We start from the raw sequence: 25,209 nt of genomic DNA on the forward strand, positions 1-25,209 counted from the left end.
GTGGCCTGGTTGCAGGCCCTGCACACTATCTGGCGCTGGAAGCGCCGCAAACGTGAGGAAACACAATGACCGACCAAGGCAAGACGTATTGCAAACTGGGGGTGTTGATCGTCGGCGCGATGCTCGCCCTGACCGTGTCGTTTTTCGGGTGCCAACCCAACAGCGGGCAGTCGACTTTGGGCAACGGCCAGATCGACGCGGTCGAGGCGGCCACCATCCGGGTGGCGGTCGGCCTGGCCATGGCGGCAAAACCGGAAACCATTGCCCCTGCCTATGCCGTATCCACTGCGTTGCTGGCCATTCTGGCCGACGAATCCGGAGCGGTGGCGTCGGTTGCCATGATCAGGGACGCGGTCGCCGGAGAGACGGCGAAGCTCGATCTCGATCCGGTCACGGCGGCATCGTTTACCGACCTGGTCGGCTTGATCGAAGCGCGGATCGCCGAGCAACTGGCCGCCGCCGACATTCCGTCGTCGGGCCGGATGGTGGTGATCCGGGAGGTTATCCGCATCGTCCAGGAAGCCGCCGCCGACCGTCTGCCCCTTGTGGGGACGAAGCTGGCGGCCTGATGGACGATGTCGATATCGCCCAGGAGCTGCGCGAGGCCGAGCTGCGGCACCTTCTGGCGGCGCGGGCCTACGCCCTGCCGCACGGCGAATCCGCCGAGGAATGCGACGATTGCGGCGAGCCCATTCCCGAGGCGAGACGCCAGGCGGCTCCAGGTTGTACCCGATGCGTCTTCTGCCAACAACGATTCGAGCGGCGAATGAGGGAGGGCCGATGATAGAGTGGCTGGACTATACGGCTTTGCGGTTTTGGATGGATGTCGGCCAGACGGTGGCCACGGTGGCGATCGGCATCTATGTCTGGTGGAACAAGCATCGCGCCAAGATCGTCAAACGGTTTGCCGAGCTGGAATCGTGGCGACAGGAGCATGTGCCCCGCGTCGATGCAATGGAGACGGCGGTCAAGGAGATGCAGGAAAAATGCTCCTCGCACCAGAACCAGACCGGGCAGCTCGACCGGGGAATGATCGCGGTGCAGGCGGAACTCAGGCACTTGCCTGGAAAAAAGGAAATCGACATGCTCACCCGCCAGATCGGCGACATGAACGAAAAGATGGGGCGCATGGATGGCCGCCTGGCCGGCATCAACCGTGCGGTCGACTTGATGAATCAACACTTGCTGAAGGTGGATTTATGAAATTCTCGGAGCTGTTGGCGGCTGACTTGCGGTTGGTGGCGCTGCAATCCCTGGCCCAGGACACGGACTACGCGCACAACGAGCATGTGCTACGGGCTATGCTGGCGCAATTGGGCCACGCCGTGAGCCGGGACAAGCTGCGCACCGAGCTGGGATGGCTGCAAGAACAGGGATTGATCGACCTGCAGAACGTAGGGGGCACCACGGTGGCCAAGCTCACCGGACGCGGCAAGGATGTGGCCGAGGGCGCGGTGATCGTCCCCGGCGTCAAAAGGCCGGAGCCAATGAGATGAGCGGCCGCGCCTCTTCCATCGATCGCCTGCCGGACGACATCCGGGACCGGCTCCAGGAGTTGCTGCGCGATCCCCGCGTCACCCAACTGGAGGCAACAGCCAGGATCAACGAGATCCTGGAGTCCGCAGGACATGAGGAGCGGGTGAGCAAGAGCGCGGTCAACCGCTACGATCTGGAGATGCGCAAAGTCGGCGAGAAGCTGCGCCAGTCCCGCGAGGTGGCCGAGATGTGGATCGGCAAGCTCGGCGCCGCGCCCCAGGGGCAACTCGGTCACCTGGTCAACGAGACGCTGCGGACGCTGTCGTTCGACCTCGCGCTGAAGCTCCAGGACGCCGACCTGTCGGAAGAGAGCTTGCCCGGAGTCATCGATCAGCTCAAGGCCCTGGCCCTCGCAGCGCAGCGGCTGGAGGCAAGCAGCACCCTGAACGTCAAGCGCGAGGCCGAGATCCGCAAGCAGGCCCTGAGCGATGCCGCTACGGTGGTCGAGAAGGCTGCCGTGCAACAGGGGCTGACCGCCGAACAGGCCGCGTTCTGGCGGCAACAGGTCTTGGGAGTCCAGTAATGACCCGCCCCGGCGATGTCATCCGCGTCATCTCCATAGACTCCGAAGAGCTGCCGCCATCGGTGCGCGAGATCCCGGCTGGGCTGGACCCGCTGGCCGAGGGCGTCCTGATGCTGCATCAGCGGCAGTGGATCAAACAGATCCATGAGGAGGATCTGAACATTGCCGAGAAGGGGCGGAGGACGGGCATCACCTACTCTACCGCGCTCGATGACGCCATCACCGCCTCCAGCAACAAGCTCGCTGGCGGCGACAACGTCTACTACGTCGGCGACACCAAGGAAAAGGGCCTGGAATATATCGGTTATTGCGCCAAGATGGCCAAGATCATGGCGATGGCGATGGCTGAAGGCTGGGACGGCATCGAGGTTTTCCTGTTCGAGGATCAGCAGGAGGACGGGACATCAAAACAGATCACCAGCTATCGCATCAGGTTCTTGAGCGGCTTTCAGATCGTGGCGCTGTCGAGCAACCCGGCCAACATTCGCGGGCTGCAGGGCATCGTCAATATCGATGAGGCGGCGTTCCACAAGAACGTCCAGGCGGTGATCGACGCCTGTACCGCGCTGCTGATCTGGGGTGGCAAGATCCGCATCATCAGCACGCACAACGGTATGAAGAACCCCTTCAACCAGCTGATCCGCGACAGCCGGGCCGGACTGGCATCGTTTAAAGTGTTCCACTGCACCTTTGACGATGCGGTCCAAAACGGGCTGTACGAACGGGTCTGCCTGGTCAAGGGTTGGCAGCCGACGGCCGAGGGAAAGCAGGCCTGGTACGACAAGGTCCGCAAGGGCTACGGTACCAATACCGCCGCCATGCGCGAAGAACTGGACGCCATCCCGCGCGAGGGCTCAGGGGTCGCTATCCCCGGGGTGCTGATCGAACAGAGCATGAAAGAAGTCCGCCCGATCCTGCGCCTGGCGCTGCCGGCCGACTTCGTGCCACGATCTCTGCCGTACCGCGATTCATGGGTGGCTGAGTGGATCAGGATCAATCTGAATCCGGTGTTGGCGACACTCGATAAGGAACGCCAGCACGCCTTTGGCAGCGACTATGCCCGGCACGGCGATTTTGCGGTGTTCGCTCCGCTGTCCATCGAGCAGGATCTGCGCCGGCGCTGCCCGTTCATGATCGAGATGAAGGATGTGCCGACCAGGCATCAGACACAGATCCTGTGGCACGCTATCCGCCAATTGCCACGGTTTATCGGCGGAGCGATGGACGCCACCGGCAACGGCGCTACCCTGGCCGAGTACACCGCCGAGGAATTCGGCTTGGATCGGATACAGCAAGTGATGCTGAACGACACCTGGTACCGCGCCAACATGGTGCCCTTCCAGCAGGCTTTCGAAGATCAGATGATCGATTTGATGCGCGATGCCGACGTGCTCAACGACCTGCGGGCGCTGGAGATGATCGACGGCATCATCAAGCTGCCGAAATTACGCCAGCAGGATACCAAGGACGCGGAGTTCAAGCGGCATGGCGACTCGGCGATCGCGTTGGTCCTGGGATATTTCGCGAGCCGCATCCCGGCCGTCGAATACGCCTATCATTCGGTGAGCAATCGATCAGACGATCGGGATGACCGGCCGATCCGGGTGACAGCCGGGCTGGGCGCCGGCAAGGGGTTGTGGTGATGCTCTACGATTATCTGGACCGACCGGTCAAGACCGGGGAACTGACCCGCGAGCACGCAGCGCCGAGCCTGACCGGGGTGCGGACCATCTGGAACGACACCGTGGCCAGCGGGTTGACCCCGCAGCGCCTGGCCGCGCTGTTGATGGCAGCCGGCGACGGCGATCACCACGCCTACCTGACCCTGGCCGAGGAGATGGAGGAGCGCGACCTCCATTACGCGGCCGAGCTGAGCAAGCGCAAGCTGGCCGTGTCCCGGCTGCCGATCACGGTGGAGAGTGCCACGGATTCGCCCCGCGACAAGGAACTGGCCGATGCGGTCCGTACCCTGGTCAAGCGCGGCGGCTTCCGCGCCCTGCTCAAGGATTCCCTCGATGCCATCGGCAAGGGTTTCTCGGTGGTGGAGATCATGTGGCGCACCGGCGACCAATGGCGTCCGCAGCTCTACAAGTGGCGCGACCCCAGGTTTTTCCAGTTCGACCAGGCGACCCGAAGCGAGATCCGGCTGCGCGACGAGCTGGATGCGTTCAACGGCCTGGCGCTGGCGCCGTACAAGTTCATCACCCACATCCACCACGGCAAGTCGGGCATCCCGATCCGGGGCGGCATCGCCCGGCTGGCGGCCTGGGCCTACCTGTGCAAGGGCTACGGCGTCAAGGACTGGCTGGCGTTCGCCGAGGTGTTCGGCATGCCGCTGCGCCTCGGCAAGTACGGCCCCTCGGCCAAGGACGACGAGATCGCCATCCTCAAGATGGCGGTGGCCAACCTCGGCACCGACGCGGCGGCGGTCTTTCCGGAATCGATGCAGGTCGAGCTGATCGAGGCGGGCAACAAGGGCGGTTCCTCCGACTTTTTCAAGACCCTGGCCACCTATCTCGACGACCAGGTCAGCAAGGGCATCCTCGGCCAGACCGCCTCCAGCTCGGGCACGCCGGGCCGGCTTGGAGACGATAAGCTGCAGGCCGAGGTGCGCGACGACATCCGCGACGATGACGCCGAGGCCCTGGAGGAAACCATCAACCGCGACCTGGTGCGGCCGTTCATTGACTTGAACTTCGGGCCGCAGGACCAGTACCCCGAGATCCAGCTGCGGGCCGTCCCGCCGGAGGATGTCAAGGCCCTGGTCGAGGCGGTGGAGAAGCTGGTGCCGCTCGGCCTCAAGGTCGAGCAATCGGTGCTGCGCGACAAGCTCGGTTTGCCCGATCCGGATCCTAACGCCAAGCCCGAGGATCTGCTCCGGCCGCAGAGCGCGCCGCAGCCCGAACCGGCGCCGCAGGAAGAGACAAACAATCGCGGCCGCACGCCGGCGGCGCTGAACCGCTCCCAGGTTGGCCAGGCGCGGACTCCGGACACCCTGCTCGCCGCCACGGCCATGGCCGCTGCCGACGGATCGGACATGGTGGCGGCGGTCTACCGGCTGCTGGAGGATTCGGCCAGTCTGGAGGAGGCCTCCGCCAGGCTGATCGATATCTACGAGCGGGTGCCCGTCTCCCCGAGCGCCGCCGCCCTGGGCCGGGCCATGCTCCAGGCCGAGATGTCGGGCCGGGCCGAGATCCTCGACGAGGCGGACGATGACTGAGTACGGCTCCCTGCCCTTCGAGGAGGCGGAGCAGTTTTTCCGCGACAAGCTGCGGATCCCGACGCGGCGCTGGGACGATCTGCAGCGGGGCATGCATGCCCGCGGCTTCATGATTGCCGGCGCCATGCGCGACGACATGCTGTGCGATTTCCAGACGGCGCTGCTCAAGGGCATTGCCCAGGGCACGACCCTGGAAGAGTTCCGGGAAGGTTTCGATGCCATCGTCAGCCGGTACGGCTGGAGCTACAACGGCAGCCGCGGCTGGCGCACCAGGGTGATCTACGACACCAACCTGCGTACCGCCTACATGGCCGGCCGGTACAAGCAGATGACCGACCCGGACGTGCTGGCCGCCCGGCCGTACTGGCGGTACCGCCACGGCGACAGCCTGCACCCCCGCCTGATCCACCTGTCCTGGGACGGCCTGGTGCTGCGGTACGATCATCCGTGGTGGTCGACCCACTACACGCCGAACGGCTGGGGCTGCACCTGTTGGATCGAGACGCTCTCGCTGCGCGGCCTGCACCGCCTGGGCAAGACCGGGCCGGACGAGGCCCCGCCGATCGAGATCGATGCCAAGACCGGCGCGCCGGTCGGAATCGACCAGGGCTGGGATTACAACGTGGGCGAGGCGGCCTGGGGCAAACGGCTGTCGGACGAGGCCATGGATGAGTGGCGGAAGATGATGGGCAAGGCGTGGGAGCGGATGTCGCCCGGCGACTGGATGACCTTCGGCCGACCGGAACGGATCCCGGTGGACGAGCCGCTGGCGCAGCTCGGGCCGGTGATCATCGATCGCGAAGAGGCCATCGCGGCGTTGCAGCAGATCCTGGGGGGAGAGGAGGCTATCTACACCGCGCCCGCCGGCGCCCATGTACTGGTGCATGCCGAGTCCCTCATCGATCATATCGCCGGCGACTTGGCGGCCCGCACGCCGTATCTGCCCCTGATCCGCGAGACGATCGAGCATCCCTACGAGATCTGGATCTCCTTCGAACGGCACAAGGGCACGGGACGGGTGGAATTGCGGCAGCGCTTTCTGAAGGTGATCCGCACGAACAAGGACCGGGCGGTCATCATCGTGACGCAGGTCCGCGGAGGGACGCTGGAGGCGTGGACGATGTTCGCCAGCCCGAACCGGAAATACCAGAACAACCAGCGGGTGGGGCGGATGTTGTGGGGGCGGGAACTGACAGAGGAGTGAACCCTCGCTCTCTCCGTAGCAGAGCGGGTAACAGAACGGGTTGTCGGGGCTACGGCCCAACCCGCCCTATTTGAACGAAAAATAACTGAACCTGAAGGGTTTGTCAAATGGCAGGCGTATCCATCGACATCAGGTACGAAGATAGCTCGGTGCGGCTGTCCTTGACGCGGTTGCGGCAACGGGTGGGCCGGATGGCTCCGGCTTACAAGGTCATCGGCGAGGAGCTGACCAATTCGACCATCGACCGGTTCAGCCGCCAGGTGGATCCGGAAGGCCATCCGTGGCAGCCACTGCAACCGGCGACCCTGGCCGCCAAGGCGGCGCGGGGCATGAGCCCAAAAATCCTCCGGGCGCGCGGTTACCTGGCCGACTCCATTCACCCCCAGGCCGACGAGCAGGGGGTCCGGATCGGCACCGCTCGGATCTATGCCGCCATCCAACAGCTGGGCGGCAAGACCAGGGCGCACGTCATCCGGGCACGAACGAAAAAGGCCCTGGCCTGGCCGGGCGCCGCGCACCCGGTGCGGCAGGTCAACCACCCCGGCTCGAAGATCCCGCCCCGGCGTTTTCTGGGGGTGTCGCTCCAGGACCGCGACGCGATCCTGGAGATCGTGGAGGACTACTTGGAGGGGAGCCCGTGATTCGGCCTCATTTGGCAGCACCCCGCGCCGAGGGCCACCATGGGCGCCGCGGCCGGACGATCGAATACAGGGGAAATTAAAGACGGTTTAAACGCGGTTCCGGAGGGAGAGACATATATGACCAGGCGAGCAGCATCGAGTCGAGGCACCGTTGAGCGGATCATTCTGCCGCTGGCGCTCAACTTTGAGACAACGGAAAGCGGTCTGCCGGAGCGGATCGACCTGCTGCCCGCCGGCAACAGGATCGTGGGGCGTGACGGTCGATCCTGGAACAACCCCAACCCGGGCGCGGTGGCCGAGCGGGTCAACGGGACCGGCATCGACCTGGTGCTCGATGTCGAGCACGCCACCGAACTGAAGGCGCCCAAGGGCGAACCGGCCCCGGCGGCTGCCTGGCTGCATGACCTGCGGGTGGAGCAGGACGGGCGGATCACCGCCGCGATCAGGTCATGGACACCGGCCGGTGAGGCGGCGGTGCTCAATCGCGAGTACCGCTACATCAGCCCGGCGGTGACCTATGACGCCAAGACCATGGTCATCGTCGGCATATCCAGCGCCGGCCTGACCAACAAACCCAACCTGCCGCTTACGGCACTCAACCACGAGCAATCGGAGGAGGACACCATGCTCAAGAAACTTCTGGCCAAACTCGCCCTGGGCGAGGACGCCACCGAGGAAATGGCCCTGAACGCCATCGGCAGGTTGCAGACCGACCTGCAGACCGCGCTCAATAGCGCCCAAACCCCGCCTTTGGACAAGTTCGTGCCTCGGGCGGACTACGAGGTCGCGCTCAACCGGGCCGCCACCGCCGAGGCCAAGATTGCCACGGCGGAGAAGGAAAAGCTGGACGGCGAGATCGAGACCGCCATCAACCAGGCGTTGACCGAGGGCAAGATCGCGCCGGCAAGCAAGGACTACTACACGGCCATGTGCCGCACCGAGGGCGGCCTGGAACAATTCCGCACATTCATCGCCGCGGCGCCGAAAATTGTGCCCGATTCCGGCCTGGGCGGCAAAAAGCCGGAGAACGGCCAGCAGACCGCGCTCAACGCCCAGGAACAGGAGATTTGCCGGAATCTCGATTTGTCCGAGGAAGAATACCTGAAGACGGCGCTCTGATCACTGCCGCCGCATAACTCAACGAAGGGAGAGAACATGGCTTTGACAGCAGACAGAGACACCAAGGAGCGCAGCGGCGATCGGATCGTGCTGCCGGTGGCCGCATCGGTCACCTGCTACGCCGGCGGCCTGGCCGCCCGCGACGCCAACGGCCGGGCCACCCCCGGCGCCACGGCCACCACTTTGCGAGGGGTCGGCCGCTTTGCGGAGCGCGTCACCAACGGCGTCACCGCCGGCGCGGTCAGCATCACAATCGAAAAAGGCATCTTCCGCTGGGCCAACTCGGCGGATACCGATGCGATCGCCGCCGCCGACATCGGTGCTGATTGCTACATCGTTGATGACCAGACCGTGGCCAAGACGTCCGGCACCAGTACCCGATCCGTGGCCGGCAAGATCTTCGACGTCGACGCCCAGGGCGTCTGGGTCGACATGCGCTGATCGAGCGCGATAGCATACAATCTCATAGAGGAGAGAGATCATGATCATCAATGCGTCCAACATCGCCAGCGCCACCAGGGCGTTCAAGGCGACCTTCCAGCGCGGTTTCGACTCCGTGCAGCCGATGTATGGCCAGGTGGCCACCACTGTGCCGTCCAGCACCCTGATAGAGGATTACGGCTGGCTCGGCCAGATCCCCGGCATGCGGGAATGGCTGGGTGACCGGGTCATCCACAACCTGAGCCAGCACGACTATTCCATCAAGAACAAATCGTTCGAGCTGACCGTGGGCGTGGACCGGGAGCGGTACGAGGACGATCAGTACGGTATCTTCGCGCCGCTGATGGAAAATCTCGGTTATGAGAGCCGCATCCATCCGGACAAACTGGTCTTCGGTCTGATGGCGGCCGGGTTCGCCACGGCCTGCTACGACGGCCAGTATTTCTTCGATTCCGATCACCCGGTGCTCGACAAGGACGGCAACGCCACTTCGGTGAGCAACGTTCAGGCCGGCGCCGGCAATCCCTGGTTCTTGCTCGACACTAAGCGGCCGCTCAAGCCGATCATCTTCCAGGACCGCAAGCGGCCGAACTTCGTGCTGCTGAACAAGGAAGATGACCAGAACGTGGTCATGAGCAAGAAGTTTCTCTACGGTGTCGATTCCCGGTGCAACGTGGGCTTCGGCTTCTGGCAGATGGCCTACGGTTCCAAGGCGGAACTGAGCGCCGCCAACTTCAATGCCGCCTATGACGCCATGGGCGCTCTGAAAAAGGACTATGGCGAGCCGCTGGGGATCTCGCCGAATCTGCTGGTGGTCGGTCCGTCGAACTACAGCAAGGCGCGAACGATCCTGGAGGCGCAGCTGGTCAACGGTGGCGACTCGAACATCAACTACAAGATGGTCGACCTGCTCAAGGTGCCCTGGCTGGCCTGATCGTCCTGGGCGTCAACGACCATTCAAAGGAGGTTTACATGCTCATCATCACCAGCAAGCAAGACGGCTTCCGCCGGTGCGGGGTAGCGCATCCGGCGGCGTCGACCGAATACCCCGACGGTGCCTTTACCCCGGCGCAGATCGAGGCCTTGCGTGCCGACCCCATGCTGGTCGTGCTCGAGGCCGAGGCCGCGAAGGCGGAGCTGACCGACAAGCCGATGCCGGCGGCGGACATGATTGCCCTGGCCCGGCTGGCGGCCACGGCGGAAGAACTCGACAAACTGGCCGAAGGCGAGATCCGCAAGACCGTGCTCGAGGTCATCGCGGCCCGGCGCAAGGAGCTGACGGGGTAAGCCATGGCCTATAGCGACCTGGCCGCCCTGCAGGAGCGGGTGCCGGCCCAGACCCTGATCGACCTCACCGACGACGCCGGCGCCGACCAGGTCGACCAGGGCGTGATCGACCGCGCCGTCGCCGACGCCGACACCGAGATCGACAGCTATCTTGCCGGCCGTTACCGGGTCCCGGTCGCGCCGGTACCGGATCTGCTCCGGCGGCTGTCGCTCGACCTGGCCGTGGAGATCCTCTACGGCCGCCGGCCGGACATCGACGTGCCGAAATCAGTAGCCAGTGCGGCCCAGAACGCCCGCAGCCTGCTGCGCCGGATCGCGGCCAAGGAGGCCCACCTGCCGGGCGTGTCCGAGGCGGACGCCAGCGGCAGCTCCAATGCCGGGGCCATGTTCATCGGTCCCGGTCGGCTGTTCACCCGCAGCGCTTTAAAGGGGATGTAATGGATCTTTTAACGGCGCAGACGGCCATCCTGGCACAACTCAGAACCATGAATGAGGCACGCACGGTGGAGACCTTTGCCGGCGACATCGAGGAGTTGTTCCGCGACACTTCGCCCAAGCCTGGCCTGCACCTGCTGTACGCCGGCACGGCATACGGCGAGCAGGAAACCCTGGGGGCGCCGGTGCAGCCGGTGCCGACCCGGCAGGTCTGGACGGTGCTGATCGCGGTCTCGGGTCGGAAGAGTGCTGCGGCCACAGACGGCGCGGCCCTGGAGCTGATTGCGGCGGTGCAGGATGCCCTGGCCGGCTACAAGATCGGCAACGACCATGTCTGGCCCGAGGCGGTCGAATTTCTCAAAAGCAAAAACGGCGTGCTGATCTACGGCGCCGACTTTCATCTCGACACGGAGGATTGAACATGACACACGCCAAAGGCTCCCGCAGCCAGGTCACCATCCAGCAAGAGGAGAGCTTCGGCATCGCGCCGTCCTCGCCCGATGCGCAGCTGCTCTATTACTCGAGCTGCACCCTGGCGCTCAACCGCGGCCAGGAGCAGGACGATACCCTGCGCGGCAACCGTAATCCCACCAAGGCCACCCGCGGCAGCGACGACATCAGCGGCGAGCTGGCGGTCAACATGCAGGCGTACAACGGCCTACTCTTTCTCGGGCTGCTCGGCGCGGTCGATACCGCCGGCGCAGCGAGCCCCTACACCCACGTGTTCACCATCGGCGCCGAGCTGCCCAGTTTTCTCATTGAGAAGGGCTTCTTGGACATCGACCAGTATTTCCGCTACCTCGGCTGCAAGATCGGCTCGCTCAAAGTGAGCATCACCCCGTTCGGCGCCCAGAAGATGACCTTCGGCATCATGGGGGCCCAGGAAGTGACCGCCTCGGCCGCGTTCGATGCCACGCCTGCGGATCTGACCTATATGCCGTTCGACGGCTTTGCCCTGGGCACGCTGCAGGAAGGTGGCATGGCCATTGCCGACGTCACCGGTGTGGACCTGGAGATCAGCAACGATCTCGACGGCGACCAGTACCTGCTCGGCGGCCAGGGCAAGCGCGCCGACATCCCCGAGGGTCGGTGTTCGGTCAGCGGCACGCTGCGAGCACGGTTCACGAACCTGGCTCTGTACACCAAGGCCATCGAGGATGCCACCTCGAGCCTCAAGATGATTTTCGGCCGGGGAACCGGCACCGGCACGGCCGGCAACGAGAGCCTGGAATTCTTCATCCCTGAGCTGACCTTCTCGCCCAAAGCGCCGCCGATCAGCGGCCCCAAGGGCATTGTCGTGGAGCTGCCGTTCGTGGGCTACTACGGCAGCGCCGCCGGCGCCAGCGCCCTGCAGATCACCCTCAAAAGCCCGACGTCCACAATTGAGTAAGCCATGGAACGCTATACCATCAACGGCCAGACCTATACCCAGCGCACCCTGGTGCTCGGCCAGATCGGGCAACTGCTCGAGGCCATGAGGGGGGTGTCGTTCCCTGCCGGCGCCGGCGTGGCCCAGGTGGCCGGGCTGATCGGCGATCGCCTGGCCCGCTGCGCGGCGGTGGTGCTCCAGCCCGAGGGCGTGCTCCACCGCGACAAAGATCTGGCAGCCCTGGAGGCCGAGTTCACCGAGCACCTGGACATCGTCACGACGGAAAAGGTGATCGACGATTTTTTCGCCTTAACCCCGGCGGCGGCCATAGCCAAGCTGTTCGGCAGGCTCCGGGGCCTGATCGTCCTGGCTCCGACGACCGGGGGAATTGGATCGACGCCACCGTCCTCCTCCTCGCCGGAGGAGACATCACCCAACGAGACACCATCCTCTGGGGATACACCTTAGATGAGGTCCGCCCTTATGTCCGCTACAAGCAGCGCGATCTTCTGTATCGGGAGGCCGTGCTGCATTTTTTGGGATTCAAGGAGCAATCGTCTCCCAGCGAACAATACTGCCGGGCCTGCCGCGCCCTGGGCGAGGACGACTGCGCCCACTGCGACCCCGCCACCATCCACGAATTGATGAACGATGGCTGACAAGGACATGAAGCTGCGCCTCATCATCGAGGCGAAAAACGAAGCGAACGCCGCGCTGAACGATTTCAACGCGGATCTCAACCGGACCGGCGGCGCCGCCGGCAAGCTGGGCGGCCAGATGTCCCTGCTAGGCACGGTGGCCAAGGGGCTGGGGGCGGCACTGGCGGCCGAGGGCGCCCGCCGAGCGATCGAGATGGCCGACGCCTATACCTTGGCCGAAGGCCGGTTGCGGCTGGTGACCCGATCCAGCGCGGAGCTGACGGCCGTGCAGGACCAGCTCTATGCCAGCGCCCAGCGCACCCGCACCGAGTATCTGTCCAATGTCGAGAGCTACGCCCGCCTGGCGCAGAACACCAGGGATCTCAACCTGGAGCAGGACAAGCTGCTCACCATCAACGAGACGCTGAACAAGGCATTCATCATTTCCGGCGCCACCGAAAGCGAGCGGTCGGCCACCATGATCCAGCTCACCCAGGCGTTCTCAGCCGGGGTGCTGCGCGGGGAGGAATTCAACTCCGTGGCCGAGCAGGGCAGCCGGGTGATGCAACTGCTGGCCGATCATACCGGCAAAAGCAGGGGTGAACTGCGGGCCATGGCCGAGGACGGGCAGTTGACCGCCGACGTGCTGGTGGAGGCGATCCTGACCGGGACCGGCGACGTCAACGCCGAATTCGACAAGATGCCCAAGACCGTCGGCCAGGCCGGGACCGTGCTGAAAAATGTGCTGGGCGACCTGGTCAGCGACGCCAACGAGGCCACCGGTGCCACCCAGGGCATTGCCGAGGCCATCATCGGCGTGGCCAAGGCCATTGACCAGCATAAGGACAGCATCTTTGCATTTTTCAGCCAGTTCAAGGAAGCGACGGCCGCCGCCGTCGCTGGTGCCGAGATGATGGCCGAGGCCGGCGCGGCCTCGGTCGACCGGGTGGTGGCCACTACTATCAGCAAGGTGCCGGGCATCAAGGCGCAGATCAGGGAACTGGAAGACGAAATCAAGCGCGTCAACGACTCCATCTCCCTGCGCACCTCGCGCGGCGCCGACACCGACTACGAGAAAAATCAGTTGGTCGGTCTGGAGCGGCAACTGGCCCGCCAACAGGATCTGCTCAAAAGCATCACCAGCTCGCCCTGGATCACCGGCGAGGCCGGCGCGAAGATCGATATCGTCTCGGCAGCCTTTGGCCGGCAGACCTTCCAAATGCAGGGGGTCAAGAACGAATCGGAAAGCTCGATGCGCATAACCGCAAAAATGCGGCAGGAGACGCTCGCCTACATCGAGACCAGGGAGCAGGCCCTGAAAAAGGATCGGGACGCGGCCATGGCCGGCGCCAAGACGGCCGAGGAGCGCTCCCTGGTCGAGCAGAAGTACCAGAGTGAGCGGGCCAAGCTGGCCGAGAAAGAGAACAAGGCCGCGGAGTCGGCCGCAAAGAAGGCGGCGCAGGAGGCCTCCCGGCGGCAGAAGGAATATCAGGATGTCCTCGACCGCCTGTTGCCCCTGGAGGAGGCGCAGCGCGAATACAACGCTGCCCTGGCTGCCCTGGATCAGATGGACCCGAGCCACCAAACCGAACGGTACGCGGCCGGGTTGGCCGAGGCCACTCGGCGACTGGAGGCCGCCCAAAAGAAGGCCGGTGAGTACGCCAAGGCCATGCTCGATGCCGAACGCGCCACCCAGGAAAGCGCGCTGGCCATCAACGGCACCAAAATCGAGATCGCCATTGCCCAGGGGCAGCTCACCGAGAACGAGGCCCTGCCGTTCCAGATCGATTTGCTCAGGCACCGACTCCAGCTACAGGAACAGGTCCTGTCGGAGATGAAGAAGTCGACTCCGGAGGAGATCACCGCCTGGAATTCCCAGGCCGAGGCCATCGCCCAGACCACGCTGCAGCTGGCACAGTATCAGCGGCAGCTGCGCATGCAGGACGAATGGGAGGCGGCCAAGCAGGCCCTGAAGGACGTGGCTGACCAGGCACAGTATTCCGGCCAGGCCATTCACGATGCCATCGTCGGCGCGTTCGACGGCGCCGCCGATGCTCTGGCCGATTTCGTGGCCACCGGCAAAATGGAGGTCTCGAGCCTGGTCGAGTCGATCCTCCGCGATTTCGCCCGCATCGCCGTGCAGCAGTCCATCACCGGGCCGCTGGCCAGCGGCCTCGGCTCCGTCCTGTCCGGCATGATGGGCGGCAATGCCGCCGCCGGCTCGACCGTGAGCAGCAATTTCACCTACGATGCCATTTTCGGCAGCGCCAAGGGCAACGTCTTCGCGGCGCCCGGGCTCGCCGCCTACACCAACAGCATCGTCTCCCGGCCGACCTTCTTCCCCTTCGCCCACGGTGTCGGCCTGATGGGCGAGGGCGGCCCCGAGGCCATCCTGCCCTTGACCCGGACCAGATCCGGCAACCTCGGCGTCGAGGCCAGCGGCGCGGCGCCGACCCTGGTCGTCAACGTCATCGAATCGGCCGGCAAGGGCGGACAGCAGCAGCGGCGAGAGGAAAACGGGGTGAATGTGCTCGATATCTTCGTGGAACAGATCAAGGGCAGCATCGCCGGGGACATCACCGCCGGCAGGGGCGCGATCCCGGCGGCATTCCAGAACACGTATGGCATGTCCCGGGGACCGGGGGGATACTGACATGGCGACCTGGCCGTCCATCCTGCCGGCGCCCCGCATGTCGGGCTACAGGCTCGCGCCCATCGATCCGGCGATCCGCACGCAGATGGAGGGCGCCAACACCAGGGTCCGCCGCCGCTCGCGGGTGCGCACCGATCGCGTCACCTGCACGCTCCGGCTCACCGACGACCAACTGTTCTATTTCCGCCAGTTTTTTGACGATCCCACCGGCGCCAACGGCGGCGCCGCCTGGTTCGGCATCGACCTGATCACCGGTAGCGATCTCGCCGGGATCGTCACAGTCGAGGCGGTCTTCGCCTCGATGTGGGAGGCGGAGTATGCCGGCCATAATAAATGGCTCGTGACCATGCCGTTGGAGGTCCGCTATGCCTGACAGTACGCTCAGTGCCGCGCTCAAGGAGGCATACGCCAGCGCCACGGGCATCATCTACCACACCTTGGAGCTGCGGCATCCGGCGTTCACCGGTCCGATCAGGGTGGTGCGGGGGTTTGAGGACATCGACGCCCGCCTCGAGGCTTCGGCGCCGGTCCAGGCCGGCCAGGTGGTGCACTTTGCGGCCTACCCATTCGATTTTACCCGGCCTGAAATCACGCCGGACGGCATCCCGCAGCTCCAGATCCGCATCGATAACGTCAGCCGCGAGATCACGGCGGCGCTGGAGCAGGCATTGGGGACCACGGATCTGGTCACCGTCACGTACCGGGAATATCTCGATTCCGGCCTGGGGGACGGCCCGGAGAACGACCCACCCATCCACACCGAACTGCTGAATTGCACGGCCAACGTCTTCGAAGTGGTGGCCACCGCAGGATTCAGCAATCTGATGAACAAGCGCTTCCCCACCGAGGAGTACAGCGTCGAAAAATATCCGGGGCTGGCGACATGAGCGAGTTCGGCGCGTACATCGGCATTCCGTGGCAAGAGGGCGCGGCCGGGCCTGATGCCTACGACTGCATGTCGTTCGTGGCCGAGGTACAGCGGCGCCACTTCGGCATCGTCATGCCGCGGATCACGATCCCGGACTACGATGATGTGCGGCAGCTGGTACGGCTCATCAACGGCCACGCCGAAAACGAGCACTGGCAGATGGTGGCCGCTCCCCGGCACGGCGATATCGTTTTTATCCGCCACCCGGCCCATTACGGGGTCTGGCTCGATGTCGACGGCGGCGGCGTGCTGCACTGTTCGCGCTGGGCGGGGGTGGTCTTCAACAGCGATTCATCCTGGCACACGTCCGGCTTCGGCCGGAAACAGTATCTCCGCCACCGGAGCAGGGCATGAGCGGCTCGGTCACCTATCTCCGGCACTGCCTCGTGCCGGATCGTCGCGCCGTGGCCCTGGTGTCCGGACCGCTGAGTGTCCGTGATCTCGATCCTGGCTGGCAGCGGCCTTACATTGCCCTGCTGAACGGCGAGCCGCTGCTGCGGGCGGACTGGGTGGGCACAGTTGTTTGCGGTGGCGATGTGCTGATCTTCGTCGACGCGGCGGCCATCCCGCAGGGAGGAGGAGGCAGCAGCAACCCGCTCAACGTCATCCTCTCCGTGGTGGTAGTGGCCGCGGCGGTCTACACCGGCGGATTGGCGGCCGCGGCTTTTGGCGGGTACGCTACCACCGCAGGCGCCCTGGCCGGAGGGCTGGTATCGGCCGGGGTTATGATGGCAGGAGGTGTGCTGGTCAACGCCTTGGCGCCGCCGCGGACGTCCTCGCTATCCAGCCCGCAGGTGCCGCAGGCGTCGCCGACCTATAATCTGCAAGCCCAGGGCAACACTGCCCGCATCGAGGGCGCCATCCCCGAGCAGTTCGGTCGGCACATGTCCTACCCCGATTACGCGGCCATGCCCTACCAGGAGTACATCGGCAACGAGCAATACCTGTACAGCCTGCTCTGCCTGGGCCGGGGTCAGTATGACATCGAAGGCATCTACATCGAAGACACGCCCATCACCAATTTCCAGGGCGTGAACATCGAGGTGGTGCCGCCCGGCGGCAGCGTCACCCTGTTTCCGGCCGCCGTGACCACCTCGGTGGAGGTGGCCGGGCAGGACATGGAACAGGGTATGTATTACGGCCCCTTCGTTGTCAACGACGAAGGCACGAGCATCGATTCCATCGGCATCGACTATGTCGCCGGCCGGGGCCTATTCTATGCCAACGATAACGGCGGCCTCGATCCGCGGTCGGTGTCCGTGGTGGCCGAGGCCCAGCGGATTGACGACGACGGCAACCCGATTGGCGATTGGTTTTCGCTGTTCCCGCTGACCCTGCTGCCGATGAGCAAAAACAAGATGAGCGAGTTGCTCTCGTTTTTCGATAACGACGATCCGTGGCGGCCGCCCACTCTGTGGCCCGGCATCTCCCAGCAGGTCGATCCGGAGCCGGTCTATACCGCCGAGAAGACGTACACCGCCGCCACCACCACCCCGCAGCGGTATTCCGAGAAATTCGTGGTGCCTGCCGGCCGCTACCAAGTGCGTAGCAAGCGCACCTCGGCCAAGGATACCAACTCCCGCACCGGCAACGATTTCGCCTGGGTCGGGCTGCGCGGCTATCACCCCGGCGCGCAGGCCCATGGCGACGTGACCGTGATCGCCATCCGCATGCAGGCCACGGCGCAGCTCTCCACGGTGTCCAGCCGCAAGATCCGAGTGGTGGCCGTGCGCAAACTGCCGATCTGGAACGGTTCCGCCTGGACCGCGCCGACCGCCACCAGGTCCATCGCCTGGGCGTTTGCCTATGCCTGCAAAGCCTGCGGCATTCCGGACTCCCGCATCGATCTGGCCACGCTCCTCGCCCTGGATGGTGTCTGGACGGCCCGGGGAGATCAGTGCAACGGCCGGGTGGATTCGTTCTTGTCGCTTTGGGACGTGCTCACCAAGATCGGTGCCGCCGGCCGGGCCAAGCCGTACATGCAGGGCGGCATCATCCGCCTCTTCCGCGATCAGCCGGCGACCATCCCGGTGGCCCTGTTTTCCATGCGCAACATTGTGCAGGGGTCGTTTTCGGTGCAATATTTGATGCCGACCTCAGAGACCGCCGATGCCGCCGATGTCGGCTATTTCGATGCGCGGCAATGGGTGCAGCGCCGGGTACGCGCCGCATTGCCGGGTACAGCCGCCAAACCGGTGAAAATGGAGTTGTCCTTTGTCACCAGCCGTGATCAGGCCTACCGGGAGGGGATGTACACCGCCGCCTGCAACCGGTACCGCCGCCGGATCATCTCCTTCCAGACCGAGCTGGATGGCTTCATTCCATCCTTCGGCGACCTGATCCTGATCCAACACGACATGGTGGCCTGGGGCCAGAGCGGGGAGGTCGTCGCCAGCGATGGCACCTCTCTGACCATCGACCGAGAACTGGAATGGGAGCCCGGACGCACCCATTATCTCGGCCTGCGTCGACCCGACGGCACCATTTGGGGGCCGGTGGTGGCGACATTGGCCGGCGGCACGGTGCTGTCGCTGGCCAGCGCTCCGGATTTCACCCCGCGCACCGGCGGCGCCGGCGAGCGCACCCACGCCGTTTTCGGCTGGAGCAATACCTGGAGTCAGCGCGCCCGCGTGCTGGCTATAAAACCCCGTGGGCTCTACAGCGTGGAGTTGATGGTCGTCAACGAGGACGACAACGTGCACACCGCCGAAACAGGCCGGATCACGCCGTCGGCGCCGACCAGCGGCCTGCCCGGCGTCACCGCGTCGCCGGCGGTGCGCGGACTGACCGCCACGGCCATGCCGGGCGATACCAGCCTCATGCTGCTGGCCTGGGAACCGGCATCCTGGGCGGATCATTACGTGCTGGAAGCCTCCGGCGACGGCCAGACCTGGACGCGGATCGGCGAGACCCGCACAGCAAACTACACGGCCACGGCCATTTACGGCACGGCAACCATCATCAGGGTGGCGGCGGTCGGCCTCAAGCAGGGCGACTGGGCGAGCATCGGCTACAAAGACCTGGTGCGGTCGGCCTGGGATCCGACCATCTCGGGCCTGCGCGCCCAGGTGGTCGGCAATGTGGTGGAAATCGCCTGGGACCAGGTCGCCGACTGGAACGTGGCCGGCTACGAACTGCGCGTGGGTTCGTCCTGGGACGACGGTCTGGTGATCGTCACCGGCCTGGCAGCCAGCAAATTCCTCTGGCGGCCAACCCTGCAAGGGCCGCTGAAGTTCTGGCTGAAGGCGGTGGACCGCTATGGCGTCTACAGCATCGATGCAGCCAGCTATATACTGTCGGTGATTCCGGCGCGGATTACCAGCCTGAGCGCGAAGGTGATCGACAACAACGTGCTGTTGTACTGGCAGGTCGCGCGCGGCACCTTCGAGGACGCGCCGTCCGAGGTGAGGCGAGGGATTGAATACGAAGATAGCGAACTGATCGGCATTATCGACGGGACCTTTGCCACCTTTATCGAGGATGCGGCAGGAACTTACAAATATTGGATCGTTCCGATCGATTCCGTTGGGTTGCGCGGCGAGCCGGTTGGCGTCTACGCGGTCATCAACCAGCCTCCCGATTACGTGCTGTACGATCGAAGGCCTCTCGATTTCAACGGCACCATGGTCAACGTGCTGGCTGATCGTGGCATCGTCTACGCCCCGGTGAACACCGCCGAAACGTTTGAGGAGCATTTTGTCAATAACGAGTGGTCGAGCCCCCAGGACCAGATCAATGCCGACATGCCCTACTTCCTGCAACCGGCGCTACCGACCGCAGATTACAATGAGGTTATTGATTACGGGGCGGTCATCGATAACACTGCAATCACACTGTCCATCACCAGGGAGGCCATCGTGGGAGAGGTTGCGGTGACCCCGACCATCTCCTACTCCCTCGACGGCGAGACCTGGACGGACGGCGTCGAGGGGCTCTACCAGATTTACGCGGTCAATTTTCGTTACGTGCGAGTAGCCCTGCATTTCGACTCTCCAGATCATGGCTTTTTGATGATTACTGACAGTTTGGTGCAGCTCGACGTCAAGGCGAAGACAGTGACAGGAACGGTTGAAGCATTGGCCACTGACACGGACGGGACGGTGGTCGACATTACCGGTAAATTCATTGATGTCCAGAATATATCTATGACCGTGCAGGGTCTTGCGCCATCAATACCGATGTGGGATTTCGTGGATGTGGGCAACCCATCATTCTTCAAAGTGCTCGTGTTCAATCCCAGCGGGGAGAGAATTAACGGCACGGTTCATTATATCGTTAGGGGGGTGTGATCAATGGCGAACTGGAACCTTCCGGTGATCGGCACGTTATACACGGCAATCTTGCAGGCCCTGTCCGACCGCCTGGTGGATGTGGCGCGGATGTTCAGATCGGGGATGGTCGAGCCCACCAACCTGCCTGAGGGGGTCATCCGCTGGAACAGCACCGCCTCGAAATGGGAGCAGTGGTCCGGATCGGAATGGACGGACTTGGCAGCATCCTACGGCATCAACATCAGTGGCAACGCGGCCACGGCCTCCAGTTGCACCGGCAATGCGGCCACGGCGACGGTGGCCGGAGCGTGCACCGGCAATGCGGCCTCGGCCACGACAGCCGGAGCGTGCACCGGCAACGCGGCCACCGCCACAACTGCGGCCAACGCCACAACTGCGGCCAACGCTCAAAAACTCAACAATCGCGTGTTCAACTGGAGCGGGCAGAGTGGGCAGCCGGCATGGGTCTGGGGTGGGAGCGACGGCACCAACATGTACGTCTACAATCCGTCCAATTTCTCGGTGAACTATGCTGCTACCGCTGGATATGCTAATTCAACCGCGGTTCCGGGCAACGGAGCGGTCGGGGCGCCGTTGATAATCACCTCGCCACACGGAGACCCCAGCACCTTTGGTTTCGGCGGCGTCTGGTCACAACGGACAGCGACCTACTCGACTCCGTATGCCATACTTTGGGTGAGGATATCATGATGAGCCCTAAACGGACGCAGTTCGGCATTGAGCTGCTAGTGACGTTCGAATACCGCGACGAGATGCGGTTCCTTGATATTGAAAACGCAAACAAAACAACTACACAGAAGGGCAGGATAAGGTGAGTTCCATGGGGAAATATATAAACATCAAGTCGGCCACTAATCCACGATCGACCAGCACTGGCGGAATAATGATCGACGTCACCATCGAAGGGTTTGACGGCGTCAAACAATTCCACGCAGTGCCGTGGGATCCCGAAGAACATGGGCGCGACCTTTATCAGCGGGCTATTGACGGAGAATTCGGCGAAGTAGCTGAATACGTTCCACCGGTATTGACGGTGGAGGCAAAAGCAGCCATCGCAACGCAGGCCGTGCATCAACACCTGGACACGCAGGCACAAGCATTTGGATACGACGACATCAAGAGTGCATGCAGCTACGCCGACGAGCCGGCTGTGCCAAAGTTTCAAGCAGAAGGAATCGCGTTTCGAAAGTGGCGGTCCCTGGTATGGGAATACTACTACGCTGTTCTTGCCGCCGTGGCTGCCGGAGACAGGTCAGAGCCGACGGTAGAAGGGTTGATTGCTGAACTGCCAGCGCTGGATATGCTGGCATCTTAACAACAAAAACGGACAAACAATGACGGAGGACACAATGATTTTGGATTTGAATCCCATCACCAAGCAAACCGTACAGGGAACGGTGAAGACCGTGGCGAACGAAATCAAGCGCTGCATGGAGCGATGGGAAGACCTAGCGGGCTGGCTGGATGGCCTCACCGCCGAGGATCTCACTATTCTGGGCATCGGCGAAACCGACCAGGCATACCTCGGATCGTTCCGGTTGGCAGTCAAAAACCTGACACTGATGTATCAAAACCAGGACAAGATCGGCACGGATAACCCGCAGCATTTTGTAGAACTCTTGGCCGATCCTTTGGTGTTCTGATCTCCGTCCGGCCATGGCTACCCTCTGGGTCTCCAACATGCCCGATCTCTGCGGTCCGGACGGCCACGCCATCCGCCGCCGGTGGTCCATCGTCCAGGTGGATGTGGACCGCCGAGGCTACGGCGCCATGGAGGGCCATCGCGGCAAGGATATGCTCACCAACGGCTGCGGCAACTACATATTCTACCGACTGCACGTGCCCGGAATATCGCCGCTGCTCAAGAACCTAATCGAGCAGCCGGTGGCCACCTACCCTCCGGAGTATGGAGAGTTCCGGCGAGAGATCGACACACGGGTCGAGATCGAGCGCGGCTATTACCTCGATATCGAGTCCCTACCCGAGTGGGCAAAGATCAGTCTGGATGCAGAGGGCGAGGTGACGTTAGCGCCACACATCACATACCCCGCGGTCAAGCGCTGGATCGACGGGCAGCCCGACCCGACCCTCTACACATACTTTTCGGCGCCGGCATGACCACCGAAAGCATCCGCATAGTCGATCCGGGCAACGGTGCCGGCACCGACTACACCAGCCTCAACCTTTGGGCTGTTGCCGAGGCGGCGGACCTGGTGAGCGCCGATATTATCGCCGTGGCTCAGTGTAGAGCCACCGGCGGCGCGGCCGACACCACCATGGTGCAGTCGCTCTCCGGATGGCTCTCTGACTCCAATCGATACGTCAAGATATGGACGGATCCGACGGAAGAATATCGGCACTCCGGCCGGTGGGATGATGCGGCGTACAGGTTATCGGCATCAACAAATCAAGCCCAGACAGTGTTACGAGCTTTGGATGACATCGGGACCGCTAATCTGCACGTCCACATCCGGGGGATACAGGTCCGCAATGCCAGGATAGCATCTTATGCGCACGCACTGGGCATAGGCCGGGGTACCAATGGGTCGCTGACGACGGGCACGATTGATCAATGTGTGGTCCAGACGCTATGCCCAGGCGCTCAAACCAGGGCATTAAACTTGTCGCGAGGCACCACAGTCGCTACCAACTGTTTGGTGCTAGCGACAGACGGCGCAGGTGCCTGTGTCGGCGAATATAACGGTACGTCCATCTGTCGCAACATCACCACCTGGGGCGGGGCTTATGGCTTCCTCGGCGAGCCAAACTGGATAAATGAGGTAACAAACTGCATCGCCATGGGTGCTGCCACGGCGTGTTTTTCGGGGGTCTCGGCCGGGCATCATAATATATCGTCTGATGCCACAGCGCTTGGCACCACGGTGGTGCATAACCAAACCGACTACGCGACCTATTTCACCAACCACGCCAGCGGCGACTATCATCTGACCGCTCCCAGTGAGGTGCTATTCGGCATCGCGGCCTCCGATCTGTCCAGCACGTTTACCGACGATATCGACGGCGACACGAGGGCTAGCGCATCGTTCGGCCATGGCGCGGACTATTATGTTGCGAGCGGCCCGGTTTCCGCAGAATTGACGGCCTCCTGGAGAATTTTTGCTGAACAAGGCCTCCCTGCTGCGTGGAAACTATACACCAGAGACGATGAGCACTCTGCCTGGAGGGTTGTCGCGGCTTCCCCTGCAGGAGCAGCATGGAAAATCAAGGTCTCTCTCGCTAATCCATCGGCGTGGAAACTCCTGCGGGCTGATCAAGCAAATGCTGCGTGGAAAATCAAGTCCCTGGTCGACAGGTCAAGCGCGTGGGCAATAGCCACTGCGCTGGATCGGTCTGCCGCTTGGCAGATCCTCACCGCAGGAGCGCTCGATCTAACCGCCGAGTGGTCCATCAGAGCGCAGCTTGATAGATCTACCGTATGGAGAATCAGGTCTCAGTTTGATCGGACTACCGCCTGGAAGCTGTATACGTCCACCGATATTCAATCCGGATGGAAGATTATTCATGGCTTCTCCCACGATACCGCCTGGAGGATTGCGTCGGTTCTTGGGAGTGATGCTTCTTGGGCGGTGTATGCCGCAATCGAGCAAACAGCCTCCTGGAGGATTATATCCGGCCCCGCGTCGGAAAAAATCGATAGGATCGTCATATCGACTATTACAGGCCGTGCCATTATCACGACCACAACCGGAACCATCATCATTACCTGAGAGGGTGCAATTATGTCGGCAACACTTATCTGGAGGATCACCGGCGGAGCGGACAACAACGACCCTTACGCCTCACTGGGAGGGGTCCGCAGCTCGAACATCGTCAGCGAAATAGCCCTCAACAATCTCTTTGACGACGTGTCACCGGCTGAGGCCAGTGCTGGTGACACCGAGTACCGAGCCATCGACCTCTATAACAGCGGGGATGCCCCGGCCACCGGCGTGGTGCTCTACAATAGTGCTGAAACTTCAAGCGCAGGCACCACGCTTGATTTTGGGATCGAGGCCAGCCCGATTGATTCCACCACTTCGATTGCCAATGAGAGCACGGCCCCGATTGGGGTATCGTTTTCGCATCCCACCAGTGACAGCAAGCTGTCTATTCCGAATATTGCCGCTGGATCGGGGGCAAGGGTGTGGGTGCGCAGAGTGGTGGATGCGGCTACGGCGAACACCAGCAACGACCAGGGAACTTTTACTATCGAGTATGCATAGCGATCTCAGAGGACTGATCGATGGATGCCAATAGTGTAGAAATTGATGAGGGGACCGCATCGACACATCATATCATGTCCCTAAACGAGGGCGGCGACATCATCGTGGACAGCGAATCAATCCGCTATCGGCTGGTGTCGGCAAAGGGGCAGGACATTATTCCCTGGACGGTCCTCCCGGCCGGCAATGCTGTCAAATTGTCTGGCGCGGTCAACACAATTGGGGAGCACGGACCTGTGCGTTTCCTGACGTTTGAGGTCACCCACAACGGGGGGGACACGATCACAAAGGAACTGAAGATCCGCATTGTGGATCTGAAAGGAATCTGAGGACGGGACAGGGGCATCGACGGTTATGAGCACAACTTCGTGGAGCAGGATTTTCACGACCTGGCCACGCTGCTTGCCGGTATCAACGGCAAATTCGTCATGTCCATCAATGATACCCCAGATGTCCGGAGATATTTGCGCGGTTCAAGATCGAGGAGGTTGAGCTGAAATACTCGATGAGCCCAAAGGAAGGTAGTCGATAGCAAGTGCGTACCGAGCTTTTAATCGGTAATTAAAAAGCGAAAAAAGAGGCTGCAAACGCAGTTCCAAACCTCGCGCAAATTGGTTCCAAACCTCGCGCGAGTCTACAAAAGCGGTTTCAGAAACGCTGCCCAGACGTTCATGTCTCCTCTGCCGGTTATAAGAACACC

General features: G+C 62.9%; 30 protein-coding genes. All 30 read left to right on the plus strand.

What is annotated here, in order from left to right:
* The first annotated feature begins 65 nt into the window (after window positions 1-65).
* Window positions 66-569 carry a hypothetical protein gene (locus tag Q362_RS22995; RefSeq protein WP_084312822.1) on the plus strand — a complete coding sequence of 168 codons (504 nt, stop codon included), beginning with the start codon at window positions 66-68 and terminating at the stop codon, window positions 567-569.
* Window positions 569-784, plus strand: a complete 216-nt coding sequence (locus Q362_RS0114920) for a TraR/DksA C4-type zinc finger protein (protein WP_084312824.1) — start codon at window positions 569-571, stop codon at window positions 782-784. The genes Q362_RS22995 and Q362_RS0114920 overlap by 1 nt, the downstream gene beginning before the upstream one ends.
* Complete coding sequence (locus Q362_RS0114925) at window positions 781-1,203, plus strand: hypothetical protein (RefSeq protein WP_028319335.1); 423 nt, start codon at window positions 781-783, stop codon at window positions 1,201-1,203. Before Q362_RS0114920 ends, Q362_RS0114925 begins: the two co-directional genes overlap by 4 nt.
* Entirely contained in the window at window positions 1,200-1,496 is a 297-nt protein-coding gene (locus tag Q362_RS0114930; RefSeq protein ID WP_028319336.1) for a VpaChn25_0724 family phage protein, read from the plus strand. Before Q362_RS0114925 ends, Q362_RS0114930 begins: the two co-directional genes overlap by 4 nt.
* On the plus strand, window positions 1,493-2,059 hold the full coding sequence (locus Q362_RS0114935; RefSeq protein ID WP_028319337.1) for a DUF3486 family protein: 567 nt from the start codon (window positions 1,493-1,495) through the stop codon (window positions 2,057-2,059). Before Q362_RS0114930 ends, Q362_RS0114935 begins: the two co-directional genes overlap by 4 nt.
* Window positions 2,059-3,702: a phage protein gene (locus Q362_RS20985; RefSeq protein WP_035216975.1), complete on the plus strand. Its 1,644-nt coding sequence runs from the start codon at window positions 2,059-2,061 to the stop codon at window positions 3,700-3,702. Before Q362_RS0114935 ends, Q362_RS20985 begins: the two co-directional genes overlap by 1 nt.
* Window positions 3,702-5,279, plus strand: coding sequence for a DUF935 domain-containing protein (locus tag Q362_RS0114945; RefSeq protein ID WP_028319338.1), 1,578 nt, complete (start codon window positions 3,702-3,704; stop codon window positions 5,277-5,279). The genes Q362_RS20985 and Q362_RS0114945 overlap by 1 nt, the downstream gene beginning before the upstream one ends.
* Window positions 5,272-6,483: a PBECR2 nuclease fold domain-containing protein gene (locus tag Q362_RS22405; RefSeq protein WP_051554369.1), complete on the plus strand. Its 1,212-nt coding sequence runs from the start codon at window positions 5,272-5,274 to the stop codon at window positions 6,481-6,483. Before Q362_RS0114945 ends, Q362_RS22405 begins: the two co-directional genes overlap by 8 nt.
* Window positions 6,484-6,590: 107 nt before the next feature.
* Window positions 6,591-7,124 carry a phage virion morphogenesis protein gene (locus Q362_RS22410; RefSeq protein WP_051554370.1) on the plus strand — a complete coding sequence of 178 codons (534 nt, stop codon included), beginning with the start codon at window positions 6,591-6,593 and terminating at the stop codon, window positions 7,122-7,124.
* Between the two features lie 117 nt (window positions 7,125-7,241).
* Window positions 7,242-8,243: a phage protease gene (locus tag Q362_RS0114965; RefSeq protein ID WP_028319339.1), complete on the plus strand. Its 1,002-nt coding sequence runs from the start codon at window positions 7,242-7,244 to the stop codon at window positions 8,241-8,243.
* Between the two features lie 36 nt (window positions 8,244-8,279).
* Window positions 8,280-8,684, plus strand: a complete 405-nt coding sequence (locus Q362_RS0114970) for a hypothetical protein (protein ID WP_028319340.1) — start codon at window positions 8,280-8,282, stop codon at window positions 8,682-8,684.
* 40 nt (window positions 8,685-8,724) lie between these two features.
* The gene (locus tag Q362_RS0114975; RefSeq protein ID WP_028319341.1) at window positions 8,725-9,618 is read left to right on the plus strand and encodes a Mu-like prophage major head subunit gpT family protein; all 894 of its coding nucleotides are present in this window, start codon (window positions 8,725-8,727) and stop codon (window positions 9,616-9,618) included.
* A 38-nt stretch (window positions 9,619-9,656) separates the two neighbouring features.
* Window positions 9,657-9,971 (plus strand): HI1506-related protein, encoded by a 315-nt coding sequence (locus Q362_RS21005; RefSeq protein WP_028319342.1) that lies wholly within the window; start codon window positions 9,657-9,659, stop codon window positions 9,969-9,971.
* Between the two features lie 3 nt (window positions 9,972-9,974).
* Window positions 9,975-10,409: a gp436 family protein gene (locus Q362_RS22415; RefSeq protein ID WP_051554371.1), complete on the plus strand. Its 435-nt coding sequence runs from the start codon at window positions 9,975-9,977 to the stop codon at window positions 10,407-10,409.
* A complete protein-coding gene (locus Q362_RS0114990) occupies window positions 10,409-10,825 on the plus strand; it encodes a Gp37 family protein (RefSeq protein WP_028319343.1) in 417 nt (138 codons plus the stop codon). The genes Q362_RS22415 and Q362_RS0114990 overlap by 1 nt, the downstream gene beginning before the upstream one ends.
* 2 nt (window positions 10,826-10,827) lie before the next feature.
* Window positions 10,828-11,796 carry a phage tail tube protein gene (locus Q362_RS0114995; RefSeq protein WP_028319344.1) on the plus strand — a complete coding sequence of 323 codons (969 nt, stop codon included), beginning with the start codon at window positions 10,828-10,830 and terminating at the stop codon, window positions 11,794-11,796.
* A gap of 3 nt (window positions 11,797-11,799) precedes the next feature.
* Window positions 11,800-12,243, plus strand: a complete 444-nt coding sequence (locus tag Q362_RS0115000) for a hypothetical protein (protein WP_028319345.1) — start codon at window positions 11,800-11,802, stop codon at window positions 12,241-12,243.
* 56 nt (window positions 12,244-12,299) lie between these two features.
* Window positions 12,300-12,434 carry a hypothetical protein gene (locus tag Q362_RS24760; RefSeq protein ID WP_281172901.1) on the plus strand — a complete coding sequence of 45 codons (135 nt, stop codon included), beginning with the start codon at window positions 12,300-12,302 and terminating at the stop codon, window positions 12,432-12,434.
* Window positions 12,427-15,066 carry a tape measure protein gene (locus Q362_RS0115010; RefSeq protein ID WP_084312828.1) on the plus strand — a complete coding sequence of 880 codons (2,640 nt, stop codon included), beginning with the start codon at window positions 12,427-12,429 and terminating at the stop codon, window positions 15,064-15,066. The genes Q362_RS24760 and Q362_RS0115010 overlap by 8 nt, the downstream gene beginning before the upstream one ends.
* Before the next feature lies 1 nt (window position 15,067).
* Window positions 15,068-15,439: a hypothetical protein gene (locus tag Q362_RS0115015; RefSeq protein ID WP_028319348.1), complete on the plus strand. Its 372-nt coding sequence runs from the start codon at window positions 15,068-15,070 to the stop codon at window positions 15,437-15,439.
* Window positions 15,432-15,953, plus strand: a complete 522-nt coding sequence (locus tag Q362_RS0115020; RefSeq protein WP_028319349.1) for a DUF1833 family protein — start codon at window positions 15,432-15,434, stop codon at window positions 15,951-15,953. Before Q362_RS0115015 ends, Q362_RS0115020 begins: the two co-directional genes overlap by 8 nt.
* On the plus strand, window positions 15,950-16,348 hold the full coding sequence (locus Q362_RS0115025; RefSeq protein ID WP_035216978.1) for an NlpC/P60 family protein: 399 nt from the start codon (window positions 15,950-15,952) through the stop codon (window positions 16,346-16,348). The genes Q362_RS0115020 and Q362_RS0115025 overlap by 4 nt, the downstream gene beginning before the upstream one ends.
* On the plus strand, window positions 16,345-20,283 hold the full coding sequence (locus Q362_RS22420; RefSeq protein WP_051554372.1) for a host specificity factor TipJ family phage tail protein: 3,939 nt from the start codon (window positions 16,345-16,347) through the stop codon (window positions 20,281-20,283). The genes Q362_RS0115025 and Q362_RS22420 overlap by 4 nt, the downstream gene beginning before the upstream one ends.
* A 3-nt stretch (window positions 20,284-20,286) precedes the next feature.
* On the plus strand, window positions 20,287-20,976 hold the full coding sequence (locus Q362_RS0115035; RefSeq protein ID WP_028319351.1) for a hypothetical protein: 690 nt from the start codon (window positions 20,287-20,289) through the stop codon (window positions 20,974-20,976).
* 193 nt (window positions 20,977-21,169) lie between these two features.
* A complete protein-coding gene (locus Q362_RS0115045) occupies window positions 21,170-21,601 on the plus strand; it encodes a hypothetical protein (RefSeq protein WP_051554373.1) in 432 nt (143 codons plus the stop codon).
* A 34-nt stretch (window positions 21,602-21,635) separates the two neighbouring features.
* Window positions 21,636-21,929: a hypothetical protein gene (locus Q362_RS0115050; RefSeq protein ID WP_028319353.1), complete on the plus strand. Its 294-nt coding sequence runs from the start codon at window positions 21,636-21,638 to the stop codon at window positions 21,927-21,929.
* Between the two features lie 13 nt (window positions 21,930-21,942).
* Entirely contained in the window at window positions 21,943-22,404 is a 462-nt protein-coding gene (locus Q362_RS0115055; protein WP_028319354.1) for a hypothetical protein, read from the plus strand.
* Window positions 22,401-24,014, plus strand: a complete 1,614-nt coding sequence (locus tag Q362_RS0115060) for a hypothetical protein (protein ID WP_028319355.1) — start codon at window positions 22,401-22,403, stop codon at window positions 24,012-24,014. The genes Q362_RS0115055 and Q362_RS0115060 overlap by 4 nt, the downstream gene beginning before the upstream one ends.
* Before the next feature lie 12 nt (window positions 24,015-24,026).
* A complete protein-coding gene (locus tag Q362_RS0115065) occupies window positions 24,027-24,509 on the plus strand; it encodes a hypothetical protein (RefSeq protein ID WP_035216982.1) in 483 nt (160 codons plus the stop codon).
* A gap of 20 nt (window positions 24,510-24,529) precedes the next feature.
* The gene (locus Q362_RS0115070; RefSeq protein WP_028319357.1) at window positions 24,530-24,838 is read left to right on the plus strand and encodes a hypothetical protein; all 309 of its coding nucleotides are present in this window, start codon (window positions 24,530-24,532) and stop codon (window positions 24,836-24,838) included.
* The last annotated feature ends 371 nt before the right edge of the window (window positions 24,839-25,209 follow it).

The sequence above is a fragment of the Desulfobulbus elongatus DSM 2908 genome (genome assembly GCF_000621145.1).
GTDB lineage: Bacteria > Desulfobacterota > Desulfobulbia > Desulfobulbales > Desulfobulbaceae > Desulfobulbus > Desulfobulbus elongatus.

What these genes read in the sequence shown, in the direction of transcription:
- Q362_RS20985 (WP_035216975.1), top strand. Translation starts at nt 2,059, where the DNA reads ATGACCCGCCCCGGCGATGTCATCCGCGTCATCTCCATAGACTCCGAA.
- Q362_RS0115020 (WP_028319349.1), top strand. Translation starts at nt 15,432, where the DNA reads ATGCCTGACAGTACGCTCAGTGCCGCGCTCAAGGAGGCATACGCCAGC.
- Q362_RS0114975 (WP_028319341.1), top strand. Translation starts at nt 8,725, where the DNA reads ATGATCATCAATGCGTCCAACATCGCCAGCGCCACCAGGGCGTTCAAG.
- Q362_RS0115070 (WP_028319357.1), top strand. Translation starts at nt 24,530, where the DNA reads ATGGATGCCAATAGTGTAGAAATTGATGAGGGGACCGCATCGACACAT.
- Q362_RS0115035 (WP_028319351.1), top strand. Translation starts at nt 20,287, where the DNA reads ATGGCGAACTGGAACCTTCCGGTGATCGGCACGTTATACACGGCAATC.
- Q362_RS22410 (WP_051554370.1), top strand. Translation starts at nt 6,591, where the DNA reads ATGGCAGGCGTATCCATCGACATCAGGTACGAAGATAGCTCGGTGCGG.
- Q362_RS0114930 (WP_028319336.1), top strand. Translation starts at nt 1,200, where the DNA reads ATGAAATTCTCGGAGCTGTTGGCGGCTGACTTGCGGTTGGTGGCGCTG.
- Q362_RS0114945 (WP_028319338.1), top strand. Translation starts at nt 3,702, where the DNA reads ATGCTCTACGATTATCTGGACCGACCGGTCAAGACCGGGGAACTGACC.
- Q362_RS0114925 (WP_028319335.1), top strand. Translation starts at nt 781, where the DNA reads ATGATAGAGTGGCTGGACTATACGGCTTTGCGGTTTTGGATGGATGTC.
- Q362_RS0115065 (WP_035216982.1), top strand. Translation starts at nt 24,027, where the DNA reads ATGTCGGCAACACTTATCTGGAGGATCACCGGCGGAGCGGACAACAAC.
- Q362_RS22420 (WP_051554372.1), top strand. Translation starts at nt 16,345, where the DNA reads ATGAGCGGCTCGGTCACCTATCTCCGGCACTGCCTCGTGCCGGATCGT.
- Q362_RS0115045 (WP_051554373.1), top strand. Translation starts at nt 21,170, where the DNA reads ATGATCGACGTCACCATCGAAGGGTTTGACGGCGTCAAACAATTCCAC.
- Q362_RS0114995 (WP_028319344.1), top strand. Translation starts at nt 10,828, where the DNA reads ATGACACACGCCAAAGGCTCCCGCAGCCAGGTCACCATCCAGCAAGAG.
- Q362_RS0115060 (WP_028319355.1), top strand. Translation starts at nt 22,401, where the DNA reads ATGACCACCGAAAGCATCCGCATAGTCGATCCGGGCAACGGTGCCGGC.
- Q362_RS0114970 (WP_028319340.1), top strand. Translation starts at nt 8,280, where the DNA reads ATGGCTTTGACAGCAGACAGAGACACCAAGGAGCGCAGCGGCGATCGG.
- Q362_RS0115050 (WP_028319353.1), top strand. Translation starts at nt 21,636, where the DNA reads ATGATTTTGGATTTGAATCCCATCACCAAGCAAACCGTACAGGGAACG.
- Q362_RS0115010 (WP_084312828.1), top strand. Translation starts at nt 12,427, where the DNA reads ATGGCTGACAAGGACATGAAGCTGCGCCTCATCATCGAGGCGAAAAAC.
- Q362_RS21005 (WP_028319342.1), top strand. Translation starts at nt 9,657, where the DNA reads ATGCTCATCATCACCAGCAAGCAAGACGGCTTCCGCCGGTGCGGGGTA.
- Q362_RS0114935 (WP_028319337.1), top strand. Translation starts at nt 1,493, where the DNA reads ATGAGCGGCCGCGCCTCTTCCATCGATCGCCTGCCGGACGACATCCGG.
- Q362_RS0115025 (WP_035216978.1), top strand. Translation starts at nt 15,950, where the DNA reads ATGAGCGAGTTCGGCGCGTACATCGGCATTCCGTGGCAAGAGGGCGCG.
- Q362_RS0115015 (WP_028319348.1), top strand. Translation starts at nt 15,068, where the DNA reads ATGGCGACCTGGCCGTCCATCCTGCCGGCGCCCCGCATGTCGGGCTAC.
- Q362_RS0114990 (WP_028319343.1), top strand. Translation starts at nt 10,409, where the DNA reads ATGGATCTTTTAACGGCGCAGACGGCCATCCTGGCACAACTCAGAACC.
- Q362_RS22405 (WP_051554369.1), top strand. Translation starts at nt 5,272, where the DNA reads ATGACTGAGTACGGCTCCCTGCCCTTCGAGGAGGCGGAGCAGTTTTTC.
- Q362_RS0115000 (WP_028319345.1), top strand. Translation starts at nt 11,800, where the DNA reads ATGGAACGCTATACCATCAACGGCCAGACCTATACCCAGCGCACCCTG.
- Q362_RS0114920 (WP_084312824.1), top strand. Translation starts at nt 569, where the DNA reads ATGGACGATGTCGATATCGCCCAGGAGCTGCGCGAGGCCGAGCTGCGG.
- Q362_RS0114965 (WP_028319339.1), top strand. Translation starts at nt 7,242, where the DNA reads ATGACCAGGCGAGCAGCATCGAGTCGAGGCACCGTTGAGCGGATCATT.
- Q362_RS22995 (WP_084312822.1), top strand. Translation starts at nt 66, where the DNA reads ATGACCGACCAAGGCAAGACGTATTGCAAACTGGGGGTGTTGATCGTC.
- Q362_RS0115055 (WP_028319354.1), top strand. Translation starts at nt 21,943, where the DNA reads ATGGCTACCCTCTGGGTCTCCAACATGCCCGATCTCTGCGGTCCGGAC.
- Q362_RS22415 (WP_051554371.1), top strand. Translation starts at nt 9,975, where the DNA reads ATGGCCTATAGCGACCTGGCCGCCCTGCAGGAGCGGGTGCCGGCCCAG.